This is a genomic window from Saccharothrix syringae, from assembly GCF_009498035.1.
GTDB classification, from domain to species: Bacteria; Actinomycetota; Actinomycetes; order Mycobacteriales; family Pseudonocardiaceae; genus Actinosynnema; species Actinosynnema syringae.
The window spans coordinates 1,512,310-1,528,667 of sequence record NZ_CP034550.1; the positions used below are offsets into that span (position 1 = coordinate 1,512,310).

At 72.9% G+C, this 16,358-nt stretch carries 19 protein-coding genes; 12 read left to right on the forward strand and 7 right to left on the reverse strand.

Going from position 1 to position 16,358, the window contains the following annotated elements; genetic code table 11:
• Both EKG83_RS07085 and EKG83_RS07090 read left to right on the forward strand, forming a co-directional pair.
• Positions 1 to 468, forward strand: coding sequence for a GNAT family N-acetyltransferase (locus EKG83_RS07085; protein ID WP_051764382.1), 468 nt, complete (start codon positions 1 to 3; stop codon positions 466 to 468).
• Positions 469 to 481: 13 nt separating this feature from the next.
• Positions 482 to 850, forward strand: a complete 369-nt coding sequence (locus tag EKG83_RS07090) for a VOC family protein (protein WP_033427792.1) — start codon at positions 482 to 484, stop codon at positions 848 to 850.
• Here the strand turns inward: EKG83_RS07090 and EKG83_RS07095 are convergent.
• Positions 827 to 1,423 carry a class I SAM-dependent methyltransferase gene (locus EKG83_RS07095; protein ID WP_033427791.1) on the reverse strand — a complete coding sequence of 199 codons (597 nt, stop codon included), beginning with the start codon at positions 1,421 to 1,423 and terminating at the stop codon, positions 827 to 829. The genes EKG83_RS07090 and EKG83_RS07095 overlap by 24 nt on opposite strands.
• A gap of 185 nt (positions 1,424 to 1,608) precedes the next feature.
• Between EKG83_RS07095 and EKG83_RS07100 the strand changes: the two genes are divergently transcribed.
• Complete coding sequence (locus EKG83_RS07100) at positions 1,609 to 2,301, forward strand: hypothetical protein (protein WP_033427590.1); 693 nt, start codon at positions 1,609 to 1,611, stop codon at positions 2,299 to 2,301.
• On the opposite strand, the gene EKG83_RS07105 is transcribed toward EKG83_RS07100, so the two are convergent.
• Positions 2,298 to 2,732 carry a type II toxin-antitoxin system PemK/MazF family toxin gene (locus EKG83_RS07105; protein WP_033427589.1) on the reverse strand — a complete coding sequence of 145 codons (435 nt, stop codon included), beginning with the start codon at positions 2,730 to 2,732 and terminating at the stop codon, positions 2,298 to 2,300. The genes EKG83_RS07100 and EKG83_RS07105 overlap by 4 nt on opposite strands.
• 212 nt (positions 2,733 to 2,944) lie before the next feature.
• On the opposite strand from EKG83_RS07105, the gene lepA reads away from it, so the two are divergent.
• Together lepA and EKG83_RS07115 are read left to right on the forward strand one after the other, a co-directional pair.
• Positions 2,945 to 4,792, forward strand: coding sequence for a translation elongation factor 4 (gene lepA / locus EKG83_RS07110; protein ID WP_033427588.1), 1,848 nt, complete (start codon positions 2,945 to 2,947; stop codon positions 4,790 to 4,792).
• A 117-nt stretch (positions 4,793 to 4,909) separates the two neighbouring features.
• Positions 4,910 to 5,194: a hypothetical protein gene (locus EKG83_RS07115; RefSeq protein WP_033427587.1), complete on the forward strand. Its 285-nt coding sequence runs from the start codon at positions 4,910 to 4,912 to the stop codon at positions 5,192 to 5,194.
• Positions 5,195 to 5,266: 72 nt separating this feature from the next.
• Here EKG83_RS07115 and EKG83_RS07120 read toward each other — a convergent pair whose 3' ends face one another.
• On the reverse strand, positions 5,267 to 5,488 hold the full coding sequence (locus tag EKG83_RS07120) for a hypothetical protein (RefSeq protein ID WP_033427586.1): 222 nt from the start codon (positions 5,486 to 5,488) through the stop codon (positions 5,267 to 5,269).
• Positions 5,489 to 5,641: 153 nt separating this feature from the next.
• A complete protein-coding gene (locus tag EKG83_RS07125) occupies positions 5,642 to 6,073 on the reverse strand; it encodes an HD domain-containing protein (RefSeq protein WP_033427585.1) in 432 nt (143 codons plus the stop codon).
• 107 nt (positions 6,074 to 6,180) lie between these two features.
• Here EKG83_RS07125 and EKG83_RS07130 point away from each other — a divergent pair, with 107 nt between their 5' ends.
• Entirely contained in the window at positions 6,181 to 7,656 is a 1,476-nt protein-coding gene (locus EKG83_RS07130; RefSeq protein ID WP_033427790.1) for a chitinase, read from the forward strand.
• A 51-nt stretch (positions 7,657 to 7,707) separates the two neighbouring features.
• Here the strand turns inward: EKG83_RS07130 and EKG83_RS07135 are convergent, their stop codons facing one another.
• Positions 7,708 to 9,267 (reverse strand): alkaline phosphatase D family protein, encoded by a 1,560-nt coding sequence (locus EKG83_RS07135; protein ID WP_051764380.1) that lies wholly within the window; start codon positions 9,265 to 9,267, stop codon positions 7,708 to 7,710.
• Positions 9,268 to 9,436: 169 nt separating this feature from the next.
• On the opposite strand from EKG83_RS07135, the gene EKG83_RS07140 reads away from it, so the two are divergent.
• Together EKG83_RS07140 and EKG83_RS07145 are read left to right on the forward strand one after the other, a co-directional pair.
• Positions 9,437 to 10,474 carry a nitronate monooxygenase gene (locus EKG83_RS07140; protein WP_033427584.1) on the forward strand — a complete coding sequence of 346 codons (1,038 nt, stop codon included), beginning with the start codon at positions 9,437 to 9,439 and terminating at the stop codon, positions 10,472 to 10,474.
• A 17-nt stretch (positions 10,475 to 10,491) separates the two neighbouring features.
• On the forward strand, positions 10,492 to 12,144 hold the full coding sequence (locus EKG83_RS07145; protein WP_033427788.1) for a DUF885 domain-containing protein: 1,653 nt from the start codon (positions 10,492 to 10,494) through the stop codon (positions 12,142 to 12,144).
• Here the strand turns inward: EKG83_RS07145 and EKG83_RS07150 are convergent.
• Entirely contained in the window at positions 12,121 to 13,551 is a 1,431-nt protein-coding gene (locus tag EKG83_RS07150; protein WP_033427583.1) for an amino acid permease, read from the reverse strand. The two genes, EKG83_RS07145 and EKG83_RS07150, sit on opposite strands and share 24 nt — an antisense overlap.
• Positions 13,552 to 13,704: 153 nt before the next feature.
• Between EKG83_RS07150 and EKG83_RS07155 the strand changes: the two genes are divergently transcribed.
• Positions 13,705 to 14,310: a DsbA family oxidoreductase gene (locus tag EKG83_RS07155; RefSeq protein WP_033427582.1), complete on the forward strand. Its 606-nt coding sequence runs from the start codon at positions 13,705 to 13,707 to the stop codon at positions 14,308 to 14,310.
• 19 nt (positions 14,311 to 14,329) lie between these two features.
• On the opposite strand, the gene EKG83_RS07160 is transcribed toward EKG83_RS07155, so the two are convergent.
• Positions 14,330 to 15,295, reverse strand: coding sequence for a zinc-binding dehydrogenase (locus tag EKG83_RS07160; protein WP_033427581.1), 966 nt, complete (start codon positions 15,293 to 15,295; stop codon positions 14,330 to 14,332).
• Positions 15,296 to 15,363: 68 nt separating this feature from the next.
• On the opposite strand from EKG83_RS07160, the gene EKG83_RS07165 reads away from it, so the two are divergent.
• Genes EKG83_RS07165 through EKG83_RS07175 form a run of 3 tightly spaced genes read left to right on the forward strand, consistent with a single transcriptional unit; the run spans position 15,364 to position 16,329 of the window.
• Positions 15,364 to 15,603 carry a hypothetical protein gene (locus tag EKG83_RS07165; RefSeq protein ID WP_033427580.1) on the forward strand — a complete coding sequence of 80 codons (240 nt, stop codon included), beginning with the start codon at positions 15,364 to 15,366 and terminating at the stop codon, positions 15,601 to 15,603.
• A 10-nt stretch (positions 15,604 to 15,613) separates the two neighbouring features.
• Positions 15,614 to 16,060, forward strand: coding sequence for a ribonuclease domain-containing protein (locus EKG83_RS07170; RefSeq protein WP_033427579.1), 447 nt, complete (start codon positions 15,614 to 15,616; stop codon positions 16,058 to 16,060).
• The gene (locus EKG83_RS07175; protein WP_033427578.1) at positions 16,057 to 16,329 is read left to right on the forward strand and encodes a barstar family protein; all 273 of its coding nucleotides are present in this window, start codon (positions 16,057 to 16,059) and stop codon (positions 16,327 to 16,329) included. Before EKG83_RS07170 ends, EKG83_RS07175 begins: the two co-directional genes overlap by 4 nt.
• Positions 16,330 to 16,358 lie beyond the last annotated feature (29 nt).

Genomic DNA, 16,358 nt, shown 5'->3' on the forward strand with positions numbered 1-16,358 from the left:
GTGGAGACCATCACGGTGCGGGCGCCGCGCGCGGACGACAGGTGGCCGCTCGTCGACGTCCACGTCCGGGCCCGCCGCAGCTACTACGAGGGGTACCTGCCCGAGGAGGAGCTGGCCGACTGGGAGCGGGCGATCCGTGCCACCGGCTACGACTTCACCAGGCCCGGCCGGGTGTGGCTGTGCGCCGACCTGGACGGCGGGCCGGTCGGCTTCGCGCTGGTCACCCCGGACGGCGAGCTGCTGCAGCTCCAGGTCGACCCGGCTCACTGGGGCAGGGGCGTCGGGCACGCGCTGCACGAGGCGGCCCTGGCGGAGCTGCGCGGCCTCGGCCTCACCACCGCCCGGCTCGACGTGTTCGCCGGGAACGAGCGCGCGCGGGCGTTCTACACCGCGCACGGCTGGCGCGAGGTCGGCCGCACCGACGAGGCGCCCGCGCACGTGCGGATGGCGCGCGACCTGCACCTGTGATCCGCTGGTGGGCGTGGAGATCCTGAGCAGCCGCGTGCTGGTCCGCTCGGCGGACCCCGAGCGCGCCCGCGCGTTCTACCGGGACGTGCTCGGCCTGGCCGTGCACCGGGAGTTCCCCGGCGGCACGGTGTTCTTCCTCGGCGGCGGCTTCCTGGAGGTGGCGGGCACCGGGGAGGAGCCCGCGACCGGGGCCACGCAGCTGTGGCTCCAGGTCCGCGACCTCGGTGCCGCCGCGGCGGACCTGGCCGACCACGTCGTCCGGCCCGCGCGGCGCGAGCCGTGGGGCCTGGACGAGATGTGGGTCGCCGACCCGGACGGGCGGCGGATCGTGCTCGTCGAAGTCCCGGCCGGGCACCCGCTACGCCGGGACGTCCGCCAGTAGCTGCACGGCCGGCGGCACCACGCCGCCGTACTGGTGCAGCGACGTGCGCACGTTGGCGAACCCGGCCTGCTCCGCCTCCCGGATCAGGTCGAACTCCGAGGTGTCCAGCACCATCCGGTGCACCGACACCACCAGCCGCCCGCCCGGCCGCAGCACCCGCCGCAGCTCGTGGAACGCGGCCGCCCGGTTGCCCCACAGCTGGAGGTTGTTCACCGAGACCACCACGTCCACCGACGACTCCGGCTGCCCGGTGCGCGCGGCCGCGCCCTCGCGCAGCTCGACCCGGCCGGCCACGATCAGCTCGGCGCACCGGTCGCGCGCCTCGGCCAGCATCACCTGCGACGGGTCCACGCCGATCGCCTTGAGGGCGCGCTCGCCGACCAGCTTCAGGCCCACGCCGGGCCCGGGGCCGAGCACCAGCACGACCTCCTCGGCGGTCGGGGCGGCCACCTCGACCGCGTGCTCCTCGGCCTTCGCGTTCAGCCTGGCCATCACCCGGCCGCCCAGCTCGCCGACCTTGCCGCGCGGGTGGCCGAACGCCGCGTCCAACGCCTTCATCAGGTTGTTCGCCATGTCCTCCAGGGTCGTGACCGGGCGCCGCCGGCGCATCGGGGATCGCCCTGAGCGGGGCTCGGGATGTTCCCCCGGCACGACCCCGCGCACCCGAAGTCGAACGGGCTCGGCCGTTCGCGTGGCCGCCGGCCCCTGTTCGGATGACGACCGGCGGGTAGGGGGTGGAGGGGCGCTAGCGTCCCGGCATGGACGAGGTGATCCGGCGCGCCCGCGCCGAGGCCGCCGCCGGCCTGCGGGCGGAGCTGCGCGACCACCTGCGCGCCCAGCCGGTGGAGTGGCTGGTGGAGCGGCTGCTCGACCACCTGGTCGCGTGCCAGGGGCTGCCCCTGCCGCCGCCCGCGCCCGCCACCGCGCCGCACCGGGTGAGCGCGGTCGAGCTGACCGAGGCGGTGCTGGCCGACTTCACCGCCGCCCACCACGGCTACGACCGGGAGCGGCTGGTCCTGGAGGGGTACCTGGTGGACCCGCCGGCCAAGGGCGGCCCGCTGCTGGGGCCGGAGCACCGCACGCCCGCCGGCGAGGACCTGCTGGCCCGCGCCAAGGACGTGCTGCACGCCCTGCTGTACAGCGGGTCGCCCGACCGGGTGCAGCGCGAGCTGCTGAGCCTGACCGTGCCGCGGGCCAAGCTGCCGGTGTTCGAGTTCGTCCGCGAGGCCGCCACCGAGATCAGCGCCGAGGGCACGTGGACCGACCCGACCGGCGCCGCCCACGACGACCGCGCGGGCAACACCGTGGTCCAGGTCGAGTACGGCGAGGTCGCGGGCGAGCTGGTCGGCCACGGCATCGTCACGGCCCTGCGGCTGATCAACGAGCTGGAGGTCAACGAGGTGGTCCTCTACGCCCGGATGGAGGACGTCGAGCAGAGCACCCTGACCTAGTTCCAGCCCAGCCGGCGCAGCGCGGTCACCACCAGCGAGAACCGCTCCGGCTCCAGCACCGAGCCCTCGCGCCGGATGTCGTCCTCGGCCAGCTCGAAGACCCGGTCCAGGCGCGCGTAGGAGCGCCTGCCGTCGCGGTCCCAGCGACCCGAGCCCAGGTCCAGGCAGTCGTCGGCCTCGCGCCCGGCGGGCGGCTTGCTGGTCAGCATCAGCGCCAGCAGGGCGCGGCCGCGCCTGCCCACGACCAGCAGCGGCCGGTCCTTGCCGCGGTCGGGGTCCTCCTCGAAGGGCACCCACGCCCACACCACCTCGCCCGGGTCGGCCAGGCCGTCGAGGTCGGGGGAGTACTCCAGGGTCGCCGCGGCGGTGGCCGAGTGGACCTCGCGCACCGCGCCCCGGTCCGGGCGGGGGTCTTCACCGTTGTCGTGCACGGCGGGCAGCCTAGTGAGGACGCGGCCCGTCGGCCGAACGGGGACGTGACGCACGACACGCGCGGACGGCGGTCCCGGTCGGGACCCCGCAGGTGGGGGAGGTGGTCGCCCCGGGGGTCCGGCGGCCCGGAACACCCCGGCGCGGCACGCCCGGGCCCGGTGACGTGAGAGAATGGGGCGATTCCCCCGTCTTTCACGTGCGAGGACCCTGAGTGACCACGTTCGCCGACCAGACGTTCACGCCTCCGGAGCTGATCCGGAACTTCTGCATCATCGCGCACATCGACCACGGCAAGTCGACGCTGGCCGACCGCATGTTGCAGCTCACCGGCGTCGTCGAGGAGCGGGCGATGCGCGCGCAGTACCTCGACCGCATGGACATCGAGCGCGAGCGCGGCATCACGATCAAGGCGCAGAACGTCCGGCTGCCCTGGCAGCTGGACGGGCAGGACCACGTGCTGCACATGATCGACACGCCGGGCCACGTCGACTTCACCTACGAGGTGTCCCGGGCGCTGGAGGCGTGCGAGGGGACGATCCTGCTGGTCGACGCCGCGCAGGGCATCGAGGCGCAGACGCTGGCCAACCTGTACCTGGCGATGGAGAACGACCTCACCATCATCCCGGTGCTGAACAAGATCGACCTGCCCGCGGCGGACCCGGAGAAGTACGCCAAGGAGCTCGCGCACATCGTCGGCTGCGAGCCCGAGGAGGTGCTGCGCGTCTCGGCCAAGACCGGCGTGGGCGTCGGCGACCTGCTCGACGAGGTCGTGCGCCGCATCCCGGCGCCGGTCGGCGAGGCGGACGCGCCCGCCCGCGCGATGATCTTCGACTCGGTCTACGACACCTACCGCGGCGTGGTCACCTACATCCGCGTGGTCGACGGCAAGATCACCCCGCGCGAGCGGATCCGGATGATGTCCACCGGCGCCACGCACGAGCTGCTGGAGGTCGGCATCATCTCGCCCGAGCCCAAGCCCAGCCGCGGGCTCGGCGTCGGCGAGGTGGGCTACCTGATCACCGGCGTGAAGGACGTGCGCCAGTCCAAGGTCGGCGACACCGTCACGTGGGAGAAGAAGGGCGCGACCGAGCCGCTGGCCGGGTACCGCGAGCCCAAGCCGATGGTCTACTCCGGCCTGTACCCGGTGGACGGCTCGGACTACCCGGTGCTGCGCGAGGCGCTGGAGAAGCTGCAGCTCAACGACGCCGCGCTGACCTTCGAGCCGGAGACGTCCGCGGCCCTGGGCTTCGGCTTCCGCTGCGGCTTCCTGGGACTGCTGCACCTGGAGATCACCCGGGACCGGCTGGAGCGCGAGTTCAACCTGGACCTGATCTCCACCGCGCCGAACGTGGTCTACCGCGTGGTGATGGAGGACGGCTCCGAGCACGTGGTGACCAACCCGTCCGACTGGCCCGAGGGCAAGCGGGCCGAGGTGTACGAGCCGGTCACCAAGTGCACGATCATCGCGCCCAGCGACTACATCGGCGCGATCATGGAGCTGTGCCAGGCCAAGCGCGGCCAGCTGGGCGGGATGGACTACCTGTCCGAGGACCGCGTCGAGCTGCGCTACACGATGCCGCTGGGCGAGATCATCTTCGACTTCTTCGACTCGCTGAAGTCCCGCACCCGCGGGTACGCCTCGCTGGACTACGAGGAGTCGGGCGAGCAGAGCTCCGAGCTGGTCAAGGTCGACATCCTGCTGCAGGGCGAGGCGGTGGACGCGTTCAGCGCGATCATCCACAAGGACCACGCCTACAACTACGGCACCAAGATGGCGGCCAAGCTGCGCGAGCTGATCCCGCGGCAGCAGTTCGAGGTGCCCATCCAGGCGGCCATCGGCTCGCGCGTGATCGCCCGCGAGACGATCCGCGCGATCCGCAAGGACGTGCTGGCCAAGTGCTACGGCGGTGACATCACCCGCAAGCGCAAGCTGCTGGAGAAGCAGAAGGAGGGCAAGAAGCGGATGAAGATGGTCGGCCGGGTCGAGGTGCCCCAGGAGGCATTCGTCGCCGCGCTGTCCACCGACGACTCCGGCGGCAAGGACAAGGGCAAGAAGTAGGACCGGCGGTACCGTCCCCGTCGATCGGAACACCCGCGGGTGACCGGTCGGCGGGGATCGCTGTTCTTGGCGGGCTTCTCCGGGGTGGTTGGCGCACCGGACCGGAGGAGGGGCGCGATGATCTGGAGCAAGCGTTGCGAGCGCGTCGGCGAGGTGCTGTTCACGGGGCCGATGCCCGGCGTCGTGCACCAGAAGGCGCTGCTGCGACTCGCCATCCGGCTGGACGCGGTGTGCCCGGAGGGGGTGTGCCCGGAGGGGGTGTGCCCGGAGGGGGTGGAGGTGCTGGTCGGCCCGCTCGCCGTGGTGACGGAGGTGACCGAGCCGCACCCCGATGTGCTGGTGGCCCGGCGCGAGGACCTGGCCGCCGCGGCCCTGCCGGGCACCTGGGCCACTCGGCCCTGAGGTCCTCCCCGAAATGACGAAAGGACCTCCAGGACGCCCCTGTCCTGAAGGTCCTCGAAAGGGCCGGCCGGCTCAGCTGTAGTTGCGGAGCAGCCTGTCCACCGCGTGCCGGCGGAGGATCGCTTCGAGCTCCCGGGCCTCGTGGCCGGAGTGGCGGGCGAGGATCGCCTCCATGTCCATCCGGGCGCTCGGGGTGTTGTAGGTGGCCAGCTCGCGCTCCAGTTCCGCTTCCCGCTTGCGGATGGCGCGCCGCGTGGCGAAGTACGTGCGAACGGTCTTCAGAGGGTTCGTCATGTCGCCTTTCGGGTCGATCTCTCTGTATCGGTTCACCTCTATGATGCCGCACGTCAGAGCCCTGCGCAGTTGATTTTGACGTGACGTCCGCCGCAACTGTTACCGGTGGTCGACCGATCACCGCGCGCACGCGTCACGCCGGTAACGCCACCCTCACCGCCCGCCGTCGAGGAGGTCGAGCGCCCGCGCGTACTTGGCCCGCAGGCGGTCCCGGGTGGCCTGGTCGAGCAGCGCCATGCGGGGCGGCGAGGTGTTGTCGGCGATGTCCGCGCGCTTCACCTCGACCGCGACCGGGTCCGCCCGCACCCGCGCCAGGTAGTCCTCCTGCGCCTCGCCGTCGCGGTGGCTCAGCGCCAGCACGGTCCGCACGACCGCCGCCGGGCAGCCCGCCGCCAGCAGGTCGTCCGCCGTGACGGAAGTGTCCTCGACGACGTCGTGCAGCACGGCCGCCATGCGCGCGTGGTCGCCGGACACCCCGGCCATCACGCGCAGCGGGTGGCCGATGTAGGGGTGACCGGACTTGTCGACCTGGCCGGCGTGGGCGTCGCGCGCGATCCGGATGGCGTCATCAACGGTGAACGTCACCGGACCATGTTCACACCCTTGACAAGTGCCATTGGTCTAGTCCATTTTCGAGTGGCCCGCGTCACCTGAGCTGGGCTGAGGCCGCCGACGAGAACGTGGAGGTGGACGTGGCTTCGAGGACGAGACGCGCGCTTGGCGCGCTGGTGGCGGGCCTGCTGGCGATCGCGGGCCTGACCCTGGTGGTCGCGGGCAGCGCGTCGGCGGCCAACCTGGTCGCCAACCCCGGGTTCGACTCGGGCAACACGGGCGGCTGGACGTGCAGCGCCGCCACGAGCGTGGTGACCACGACCAAGCGCAGCGGCACGCACGCCCTGGCCGGCACCCCGGCGGGCACGGACAACGCCCGCTGCTCGCAGACGATCACCGTGCAGCCGAACACCGCCTACAAGCTCAGCGCGTGGGTGCAGGGCAGCTACGTGTACCTGGGCGTGACCGGCACCGGCAGCGGTGACAAGAGCACCTGGTCGCCCGGTTCGACGGGCTTCACCCAGTTGGCCATCGACTTCACCACCGGCGCGAGCACCAGCGTCACCGTCTACGTGCACGGCTGGTACGGCCAGCCCACCTTCTACGCCGACGACGTGAGCCTCGACGGTCCGGGCACCCCGCCGACGAGCACCACCACCACGACGACGACCACGACGACCACCACCACGACCACCACGACGACGACGTCCAACCAGCCGGGACCGGCGCTGCCCAAGCACCTGCTCACCGGCTACTGGCACAACTTCGACAACGGCTCGCGGGTGCTCAAGCTGGCCGACGTGCCGACCACCTACGACGTCGTGGCCGTCGCGTTCGCCGACGCCACCACCACGCCCGGCGCGGTCGCGTTCACCCTGGACCCGACCCTGTCGAGCAAGCTCGGCGGCTACACCGACGCCCAGTTCAAGGCCGACGTGCGCACGCTCCAGTCGCGCGGCCAGAAGGTGATCATCTCGGTCGGCGGCGAGAAGGGCACGATCAGCGTCGGCAACTCCACCGCCGCCACCAACTTCGCCAACAGCGTCAAGCAGCTGATCGCGAACTACGGCTTCGACGGCGTGGACATCGACCTGGAGAACGGCGTCAACTCCACCTACATGGCGCAGGCGCTGCGCGGCATCCACGCCGCCGGCGGCCGGGTCATCACCATGGCGCCGCAGACCATCGACATGCAGTCCACCCAGCAGGAGTACTTCAAGCTGGCGCTGGCCGTGAAGGACATCCTCACGGTGGTCAACATGCAGTTCTACAACTCCGGCACCATGCTCGGCTGCGACCAGAAGGTCTACGCCCAGGGCACGGTGGACTTCCTGGTCGCGCTGGCCTGCATCCAGCTCCAGAACGGCCTGCGCCCCGACCAGGTCGGCCTGGGCCTGCCCGCCACGGGTGCCGCGGCGGGCGGCGGCTACCAGTCGCCCGCCAACGTCAACGCGGCGCTCAACTGCCTGGCCAAGGGCACGAACTGCGGTTCGTTCAAGCCCTCCCAGACCTGGCCCGGCATCCGCGGCGCGATGACGTGGTCGATCAACTGGGACGCGGCCAACAACTGGCAGTTCGCCAACACCGTCGCACCGCACCTGGACACCCTGCCGTAGCACGGCGGGTGCCGCCCCCTCCGGCGCCGTCGGAGGGGGCGGCACCGCTGCTCAGCTGATCCGCTGGGCGCCCGACTCGACGTACGCGGTCTTGGCGAGCGTCGCGGCCGACCCCGGGTCGGTCCGCTCGGCGAGGAACCACCAGTCCATCCGCACCCGCTCCGGGCCCACCTCCAGCACCGCGTAGCCGTGGGAGTCCAGCTCCACGAACCGCAGGTGCCGGTTGAGGCCGTGCAGGGCGGTCTCCAGCGCCAACGAGGCGGTGCGCGGCGGCACGCCCAGCAGTTCGTCGATGTTGTCGGAGGTGACGGACGGCACGACCAGCTCCGTGGCCACCGTTCCGGTCAGCGGGTACAGCGCCTCGTCGACCGGCACGTCGAACGCCCACGAGCTGTGCACGTCGCCGGTGAGGAAGACGGTGTCGCGCACGTCGTGCTCGGCGAGCAGGGCGACCAGCTCGCGCCGCTCGTGCCGGTAGCCGTCCCACTGGTCGTTGTTGATCGTCGGCCCGACCAGCTCGGCGACCGCGCCCGCCTGCGGGGTGGCCGGGAGCAGCAGCGGCGAGAAGATCACGGAGTTGCCGACCAGCTTCCAGCGCACCTCGGGGTTCAGCAGGCCCTCGCGCAGGAACGCCATCTGCTCCGGGCCGGTCATGGTGCGGGCCGGGTCGTCCACCCGGCCCTCGTCGACCTGCTCGCTGCGGTAGGAGCGCAGGTCGAGCATGGTCAGCTCGGCGAGCGTGCCGAAGCGCAGGCGGCGGTGGATGCGGTCGCCGTCCAGGCGCACGGGCATCCACTCGCGGTAGGCGCGCAGGGCCGCCGCCTTGCGCTGCCGCCACGGACCTTCGGTGGCCTCGTCGTGGCCGTTCGCCCCGCCGGCCCACGAGTTCTCGGCCCACTCGTGGTCGTCCCAGGTGATGATCCACGGGTAGGCGGCGTGCAGGGCCCGCAGGTCGGGGTCGGTCTTGTACTGGGCGTGGCGGACCCGGTAGTCGGTGAGCGAGACGGCCTCGTGCGGCGGTTCGTGGGTGCGGTGCCGGGTGCCCACGTAGTCCTCGTACAGGTAGTCGCCGAGGTGCACCACCGCGTCCAGGTCGTCGCGCTCGGCGAGGTGCCGGTAGGCGGCGAAGTGGCCCGCGACCCAGCTGGAGCACGAGACGACGCCGAACCGCAGGCCGGCGACCTCGGCGTGGTGGGCGGGCGCGGTGCGGGTGCGGCCCGTCGGGGAGTGCCCGCCGCGGAAGGTGAAGCGGTAGAAGTACCAGCGGTCGGGCCGCAGGCCCGTGACGTCCACCTTGACGGTGTGGTCGCGCTCGGGCCCGGTGACGACCCCGCCCCGCCGGACCACGTGCCGGAAACCGGCGTCCGACGCCACCTCGTAGCCGACCGCCGCGACGGGGCCTGCGCCCGAGCCGGGCGCGCTGTCCTCCGTGGGCGTGACGCGGGTCCACAGCACCACGCGGTCGGGCAGCGGGTCGCCGGAGGCGACGCCGTGGCGGAACGGGCCGTCGCCGGCCCCGGCGGCCGACGCGGGGAGGGCGGGTGCGAGCAGCGCGACGCCGGCGAACGCGCCGAGCCGCAACGCGTTCCGGCGCGGGTGGGTGTGGGGCATGCCGCCATTCAACCCATCGAGTGACCGCCGTCGCCGCCCTCCGTCCCGCCGGCGGGCAACCCCGAACGTCGGGTTCACCGGTCCCGAACGTTCGACACGGGGGTCCTGGACGTTCGACTCGCGCGGGCTGGGGGCTCTGGGCCGGTGTGCGGGGGGTTAGGGTCGGGGCATGTTCGAGCGGCTGGAAGTGCCTGTGATCGCCGCGCCGATGGCCGGTGGGGTGTCGACGCCGGAGCTGGTGGCGGCGGTCGGGGGTGCCGGGGGGATGGGGTTCCTGGCGGCCGGCTACCAGTCGGTCGAGGCGGTCGCCGAGCAGGTCGGTGCCACCGCGGCGCTGACCGACCGGCCCTTCGGGGTCAACCTGTTCGTGCCGGGGCCCCGGGCCGCGGTGGACTTCACGGACTACCGGGAGCGGGTGCGGGGGCAGTCGCCGGTCGAGCCCGGTGAGCCGCGGTGGGACGACGACTCCTACGCGGCCAAGCTCGAACTGGTCATGGCGTTGCGCGTGCCGGTCGTCTCGTTCACCTTCGGCCTGCCCACCGCCGAGGACGTCAACCGCCTGCACGCCGCCGACGCCGCGGTCGTGGTCACGGTCACCACCCCGCAGGAGGCGGAGCAGGCGGCCCGGGTCGGCGCGGACGCCCTGTGCGTGCAGGGCGTCGACGCGGGCGGGCACCGCGGCACGTTCGCGGACGACGGCGTCTCACCCGGCGGCGGCGAGCTGCTCGGCGTGCTGGCCGCCCTGCGGCTGGTCCGCGACCGGGTCGACCTGCCGCTGATCGCCACCGGCGGCCTGGTGCACGGCGCGGACGTCGCCGCGGTCCTGGTCGCCGGCGCCGCGGCCGCCCAGCTCGGCACCGCGTTCCTGACCACCCCGGAGGCCGGCACGGCGCCCGCCCACCGCCAGGCCCTCGCCGACGGCACCCGCCGCACGGCGCTGACCAGGGCGTTCAGCGGTCGCCCGGCGCGCGGCCTGGTCAACCGCTTCCTCACCGACAACGCCGACCACGCGCCCGCCGCCTACCCCGAGGTGCACCACCTGACCAGGCCGGTGCGCGCGACCGGCGACCCGGAGCTGATGTCGCTGTGGGCCGGGCAGACCTACCCGCTGGTCCGACCGGCCCCGGCCGCCGAGGTGGTGCGGCGGCTCGTTTCCGAGGCGCGCCAAGCACTTTCCGTCGCCAACACGCGCATCCCGCCGGGGTAGGGCCGCAGAATGTGCGCGTGACCACAGCGCGCGAGCTCGCCGACGAGCTGCTGACCCTGGTGCTGGACGCCAACCCGGTGATGGCGACCCTGCTCGGCCTGCCCGGCTGGGACGACCGGCTGCCGGACCACGGCGCGGCCGGTGAGCGGGCGCTGCGGGCCCGCGCCCACGACGTCGCCCGCCGCGCCGAGGAGGGCGACGACGACCCGGTGACCCGCGCGGTGGTGGCGCAGCAGGCGTGGAGCCTGGTGCACCGCATCGACGCGAACCTGGTCGAGCACACCCACGCCGAGGGCCTGAACGCCCCGGTGGTGCTGCTGCTGGCCGCCCTGCCGCTGATCCGCCCAGCCGACGACGGCGCCCGCCGCGCCTACCTGACCCGGCTGGCCGCGTTACCCGGTTGCCTCGACGCCCTGGCCCGCAGGCAGCGCGAGTCCGCCCGCCGCCCGGTGCGGCACCTGGTGGCCTCCGCCATCGCCCGCCTCGACCGCTACCTCGCCCAGGGCAACGGCGCCGAGGACGACGACCCGCTGGCCGCGCCGCTGGCGGGCACGCCGCTGGCGGGCGAGTGCGCCGCGCTGCTGCGGGACGCCGTGCGCCCGGCCGTCGCCCGCTACCGCGACTTCCTGGGCGCCGAGGTCCTGGACCGCGGCCGCGGCGAGGAGCAGCCCGGCCTGTGCTGGCTGCCCGACGGCGACCGGGTCTACGCGGCCCTGGTGCGCGTCCACACCACCACCGACCACAGCCCCGAGGAGCTGCACCGCACCGGCCTGGCGCTGGTGGAGGCGCTGGACCGCGAGTACGAGGAGGTCGGCGCGCGCGTGTTCGGCCCGGTCGGCGCCGCCGAGGTGCGCGCCCGCCTGCTGGCCGACCCGGGACTGCGGTGGCGCAGCGCCGCGGAGATGCTGCGGGAGGCCAGGCGGTCCGTCGCGCGGGCCGAGGCGGTCGCCGCCGACTGGTTCGGCACCCTGCCGCGGGGCCGGTGCGCGGTGGTGGAGGTGCCGGCGGCCGAGGCGCCCAACGCGCCGCTGGCCTACTACGTGGACCCGGCGATGGACGGTTCCCGGCCGGGCACCTACTTCGTCAACACCCACCTCGCCGAGCAGCGCGAGCGGTTCAGCGCCGAGGCCACCGCGTTCCACGAGGGCGTGCCGGGCCACCACTTCCAGATCGCGCTGGCCCAGCAGGTGGAGGACCTGCCGCTGCTGCGCCGCTTCGCCTCCATCGAGGCGTACCTGGAGGGCTGGGCGCTGTACTCGGAGCGCCTGGCCGACGAGATGGGCCTCTACAGCGACGACCTGACGCGGCTGGGGATGCTGTCGGGCGACTCGCTGCGCGCCGCCCGCCTGGTGGTCGACACCGGCCTGCACGCGCTGGGCTGGACCAGGCAGCAGGCCGTGGACTACCTGCGCGCCAACGCGGTGATGCCGGACGTGGACATCTTCGCCGAGGTCGACCGGTACACCGAGAACCCCGCGCAGGCGCTGTCCTACATGGTCGGGCGGCTGGAGATCCAGCGCCTGCGCGGGAAGGCGGAGCGGTGCCTGGGCGACCGCTTCGACATCAGGGCCTTCCACGACCTGGTGCTGCGGGGCGGCCCGCTGCCGATGGCCGTGCTCGCCGACGTGGTCGACGGGTGGTGCGCGTCAGTCCTGGCGGTTGAGGACTGACCTGCGCCTGCCGTAGCCGAAGTAGACGACCAGGCCGATGGCGAACCAGACGCCGAACCGCAGCCACGTCTCCGGCGCCAGGAAGGTGATCAGCCAGAGCGAGAACACCACGCCGATGACCGGCACGACGGGCATGCCGGGCGTCTTGAAGGTGCGCGGCAGGTCCGGCTGCTTGTACCGCAGCACGATCACCGCCACGCACACCACGACGAACGCCAGCAGGATGCCGATGTTGGTCAGCTCCGCGGCCTCGGCGATCGGCAGGAAGCCCGCGATGAGCGCGGACGCGACGCCCAGCACCCAGGTGATGCGCGTGGGCACGTGCTTGACCGGGTGGGTCTTGGCGAACCAGCCGGGCAGCAGCCCGTCGCGGGACATCGAGTAGCCCACGCGCGCCGCGCCCATGAGGAAGGTGAACAGCACCGTGGTGATGCCCAGCACCGCGCCGACCGAGATGACGATGCCCAGCGCGGGCAGGCCGATGTCGACGAACGCCGAGGTGAACGCGCTCTCGGAGTCGACGTCCCGGTAGTTGACCATGCCGGTCAGCACCAGGCAGGCCAGCACGTAGAGCACCATGGACACGGCCAGCGAGTAGATGATCGCCTTGGGCATGTGCCGCTGCGAGTCCTTGGACTCCTCGGCGGCCGTGCTCATCGCGTCGTAGCCGAACACCGCGAAGAACACGGTGGCCGCGCCGGTGAACGCGCCGGACAGGCCGAACGGGAAGAACGGGTTGTAGTTGTCGGTGTCGATGTGGAACGCGCCGACGACGATCACCAGCAGCACCACGGCGACCTTGAGGTAGACCAGGGTGGTCTCGAACCGGGCCGCGTTCTTCATGCCCTGGTTGAGCACGAACGCGATCAGCAGGCACAGCAGCACGGCGAACAGGTTCACCTTGTAGCTGCCCGCCGCCACGCCGTCGCCCTCGGTGCCGGGCGCGCCGAGCATCCACACCGGCAGGTCGATGCCGAGCAGGCTGAGCAGTTCGTTGAAGTAGCCGCTGATGCCGATCGCCACCACGGCCACGATCGCGGTGTACTCCAGCAGCAGGTCCCAGCCGATGAACCAGCCGACGATCTCGCCGAGCACCGCGTAGCCGTAGGTGTAGGCCGAGCCGGCCCGGGGGATCAGGCCCGCGAACTCGGCGTAGGAGAACGCGGCCGCGGCGCTCGCGATGCCCGCGAGGAGGAAGGAGATCAGCACGGCGGGGCCCGCGGTCTGGTTCGCCACGGCGCCGGCGAGCGAGAAGATGCCCGCCCCGATGATGCCGCCGACGCCGATCGCGGTGAGCTGCCAAAGGCCCAGCGTGCGGGTCAGCCCGGTCTTCTCCTCGCCGATCTGCTCGATGGGCTTGCGGCGGAACACCCCGCTGCCCTGGCCGAAGCCGCCTTGCACCGTCATGCGCCAGCTCCCTCGATGGTCTTGGTGCGGCGAACCGTACGCGCGCTGACCGCCACGGGGTTTGTCCGATCACACCACCGTGAAACCGCCTGTTTGTGCGATCGGACCGTTGATCGGGGGAACAAGCGGGCACCCGGGCGGGTTGACCGGGGCGTGCAGCTCGAAGTGTGGTCGGACGTGGTGTGCCCCTGGTGCTACGTGGGCAAGCGGAAGCTCGAACTCGCCCTGGAGCGGTGGGACGGCGAGCCGGTGGACGTGGTGTGGCGGCCGTTCCAGCTCGACCCGCGCGCCGAGAACAGCGGTCGGCCGATGGTCGAGGTGCTGGCGGGGAAGTTCGGCGCGGACGGCGCGCGGCAGGCGCAGGCCCGGGTGACGGAGGTGGCCGCCTCCGTGGGGCTGGACTACGACCTGGCCCGGCAGGTCGAGGCGAACACCTTCGAGGCCCACGAGCTGCTGCTGCACGCGCGTGAGCAGGGCGTGCAGGGCGCGGTGGGCGAGCGGTTCTTCCGGGCCCACTTCACCGAGGGCGCCGACCTGGGCGACCGGGCCACCCTGGTCGGGCTGGCCGAGGAGGCGGGGCTGGCGGGCGCGGCGGACGCGCTGGCCGACGCCGACCTGGCCGACCGCCTGGAGCGGGAGCTGGCCGAGGGCCTGGCGATCGGCGTGCGGTCGGTGCCGACGTTCGTGGTGGGCAACCGCGGCGTCGCCGGCGCGCAGGACCCCGAGGTGCTGCTGGACCTGCTGCGCACCGGCGGCTGAACGCGGTTGCCGGGCGCGCCTAGCGGCTGAACACGATCTTGCCGGCGGTCTCGCCGTCGAGCATGGCGCGGAAGCCCTCCTCGGCGCGCTCCAGCGGCAGCTCGGCGCCGATCTGCGGGCGCAGGCCGTTGAGCTCGCAGAACGACAGCAGGTCGCGCAGCTCGTCGCGGGTGCCCATGGTCGAGCCGACCACGCGCAGCTGGAGGAAGAACACCCGCTGTAGTTCGGCCGCCGTGGCGTCACCGCTGGTGGCGCCGGAGATGACGATGATGCCGCCCGGCTTGAGCGACTTGACCGAGTGCGACCAGGTGGCCTTGCCGACGGTCTCGAACACGGCGTCCACCCGCTCGGGCAGGCGGGCGCCGGACTCGAAGGTGTCGTGCGCGCCCAGGCTCGCCGCCAGCGCCCGCTTCTCCTCCGACCGGCCGGTCACCCACACCCGGAAGCCCGCCGCGCGGCCGAGCTGGACCAGCGCCGTGGCCACGCCGCCCGAGGCGCCCTGGACCAGCATGGTCTGGCCGGGGCGCAGGCCCGACTTCACGAACAGCATCCGGTACGCGGTCAGCCACGCCGTGCCCATGCACGCCGCCTCGGCGAAGCTCAGCCCGGCGGGCTTGGGCAGCGCGTTGCGGGCCGGGACGACGACGTGGTCGGCGAACGTGCCCTGGTGCTTCTCGGTCAGCAGGGTGCGGCCGGGGTCCAGGGTCTCGTCGCCGGACCAGTCCGGGTCGCCGATCACCGAGTGCAGCACGACCTCGGTGCCGTCCTCCAGCACGCCCGCGCCGTCGCAGCCGAGGGTCATCGGGAACCGCTCGGCCTTGATGCCGACACCGCGCAGCGTCCACAGGTCGTGCATGTTCAGGCTGGCCGCCCGCACCGCCACCCTCACCCAGCCCGGCGGGACCTCGGGGTCCGGTCGGTCGCCGACGCGCAGGGCGGCGATCGGGTCTTGCGGGCTCGGCTCGGCTGCGTAGACGGCGAACATGCGGGCAACTTACCGAGTGGTAGCGGCCACCGTGCGGTGAAGCACGTCACCCGACTAGGCTCGGTGACGTGGTCGAGACCTTCCAGCAGTGGTGGGACGGGGTCGAGCTGTGGATGGCGCAGCTGGCCTTCCCCTTCCAGTTCGCCCTGCTCATGGGGGTGCTGCTGCCGCTGTGCCTGGGACTGGCCCGGCTGATCGACCGGGTGGTGGACAACGCCTCGACCAGGTTCAACCCGGTGCCCAAGGTGCCGCCGAAGACCGTCGGGCGGGGCGAACCCGCCGAACCGGGCACGCGCGTCGGTTCGTAGGCTCTCGAACGTGACTCCCGCTCGTCGCCTGACCGTCGCGCTGCTCGGGCTGGTCGTCCTGGTCGTGGTCGGCTACTTCGCCAAGGACGCGACCGACCCGGCACCCACGGGCACCACCCCGACCACGCGGACCTCGCAGGGCCCGGCCGACGTGCCGGGCGCGTCGTCCGGGCTGCCGGTGGAACGGCTGTCGCGGCTGCCCGAGCAGGTGCGGCAGACCTGGGAGCTGATCGAGCGCGGCGGGCCGTTCCCGTACCCGCGCAACGACGGCACGACGTTCCAGAACCGGGAGAAGCGGCTGCCCGGCAAGTCCGGCGACTACTACCGCGAGTACACCGTGCCCACGCCCGGCAGCGACGACCGCGGCCCGCGGCGCCTGGTCACCGGCTCGGCCGACGAGGTCTACTACACCGGTGACCACTACGCGTCGTTCGTCGTCGTGGACGTGACCGGGTGAGCACCTACCGGCACCACGTGCGGGCGGGCGCGCGCACCCGGCGGGAGGCCATCGCCGCGATCGCCGACGCGCTGGGGTTCCCCGACTGGTTCGGGCACAACCTCGACGCCCTCCACGACAGCCTGACCGACCTGTCGTGGCTGCCCGAGGGCGAGCACGTGCTGGTGTGGGAGGGCGGTGTGCCGGAGGTCGAGGCGGTGCTGGCCGACGCCGCCGCGCGGACCGCGGAGCTGGGCGGCCGCGTGCTGACCGTCGTGTACACCGACTGAGCGACACCGCCCCGCCTCGTCCTGCGAGG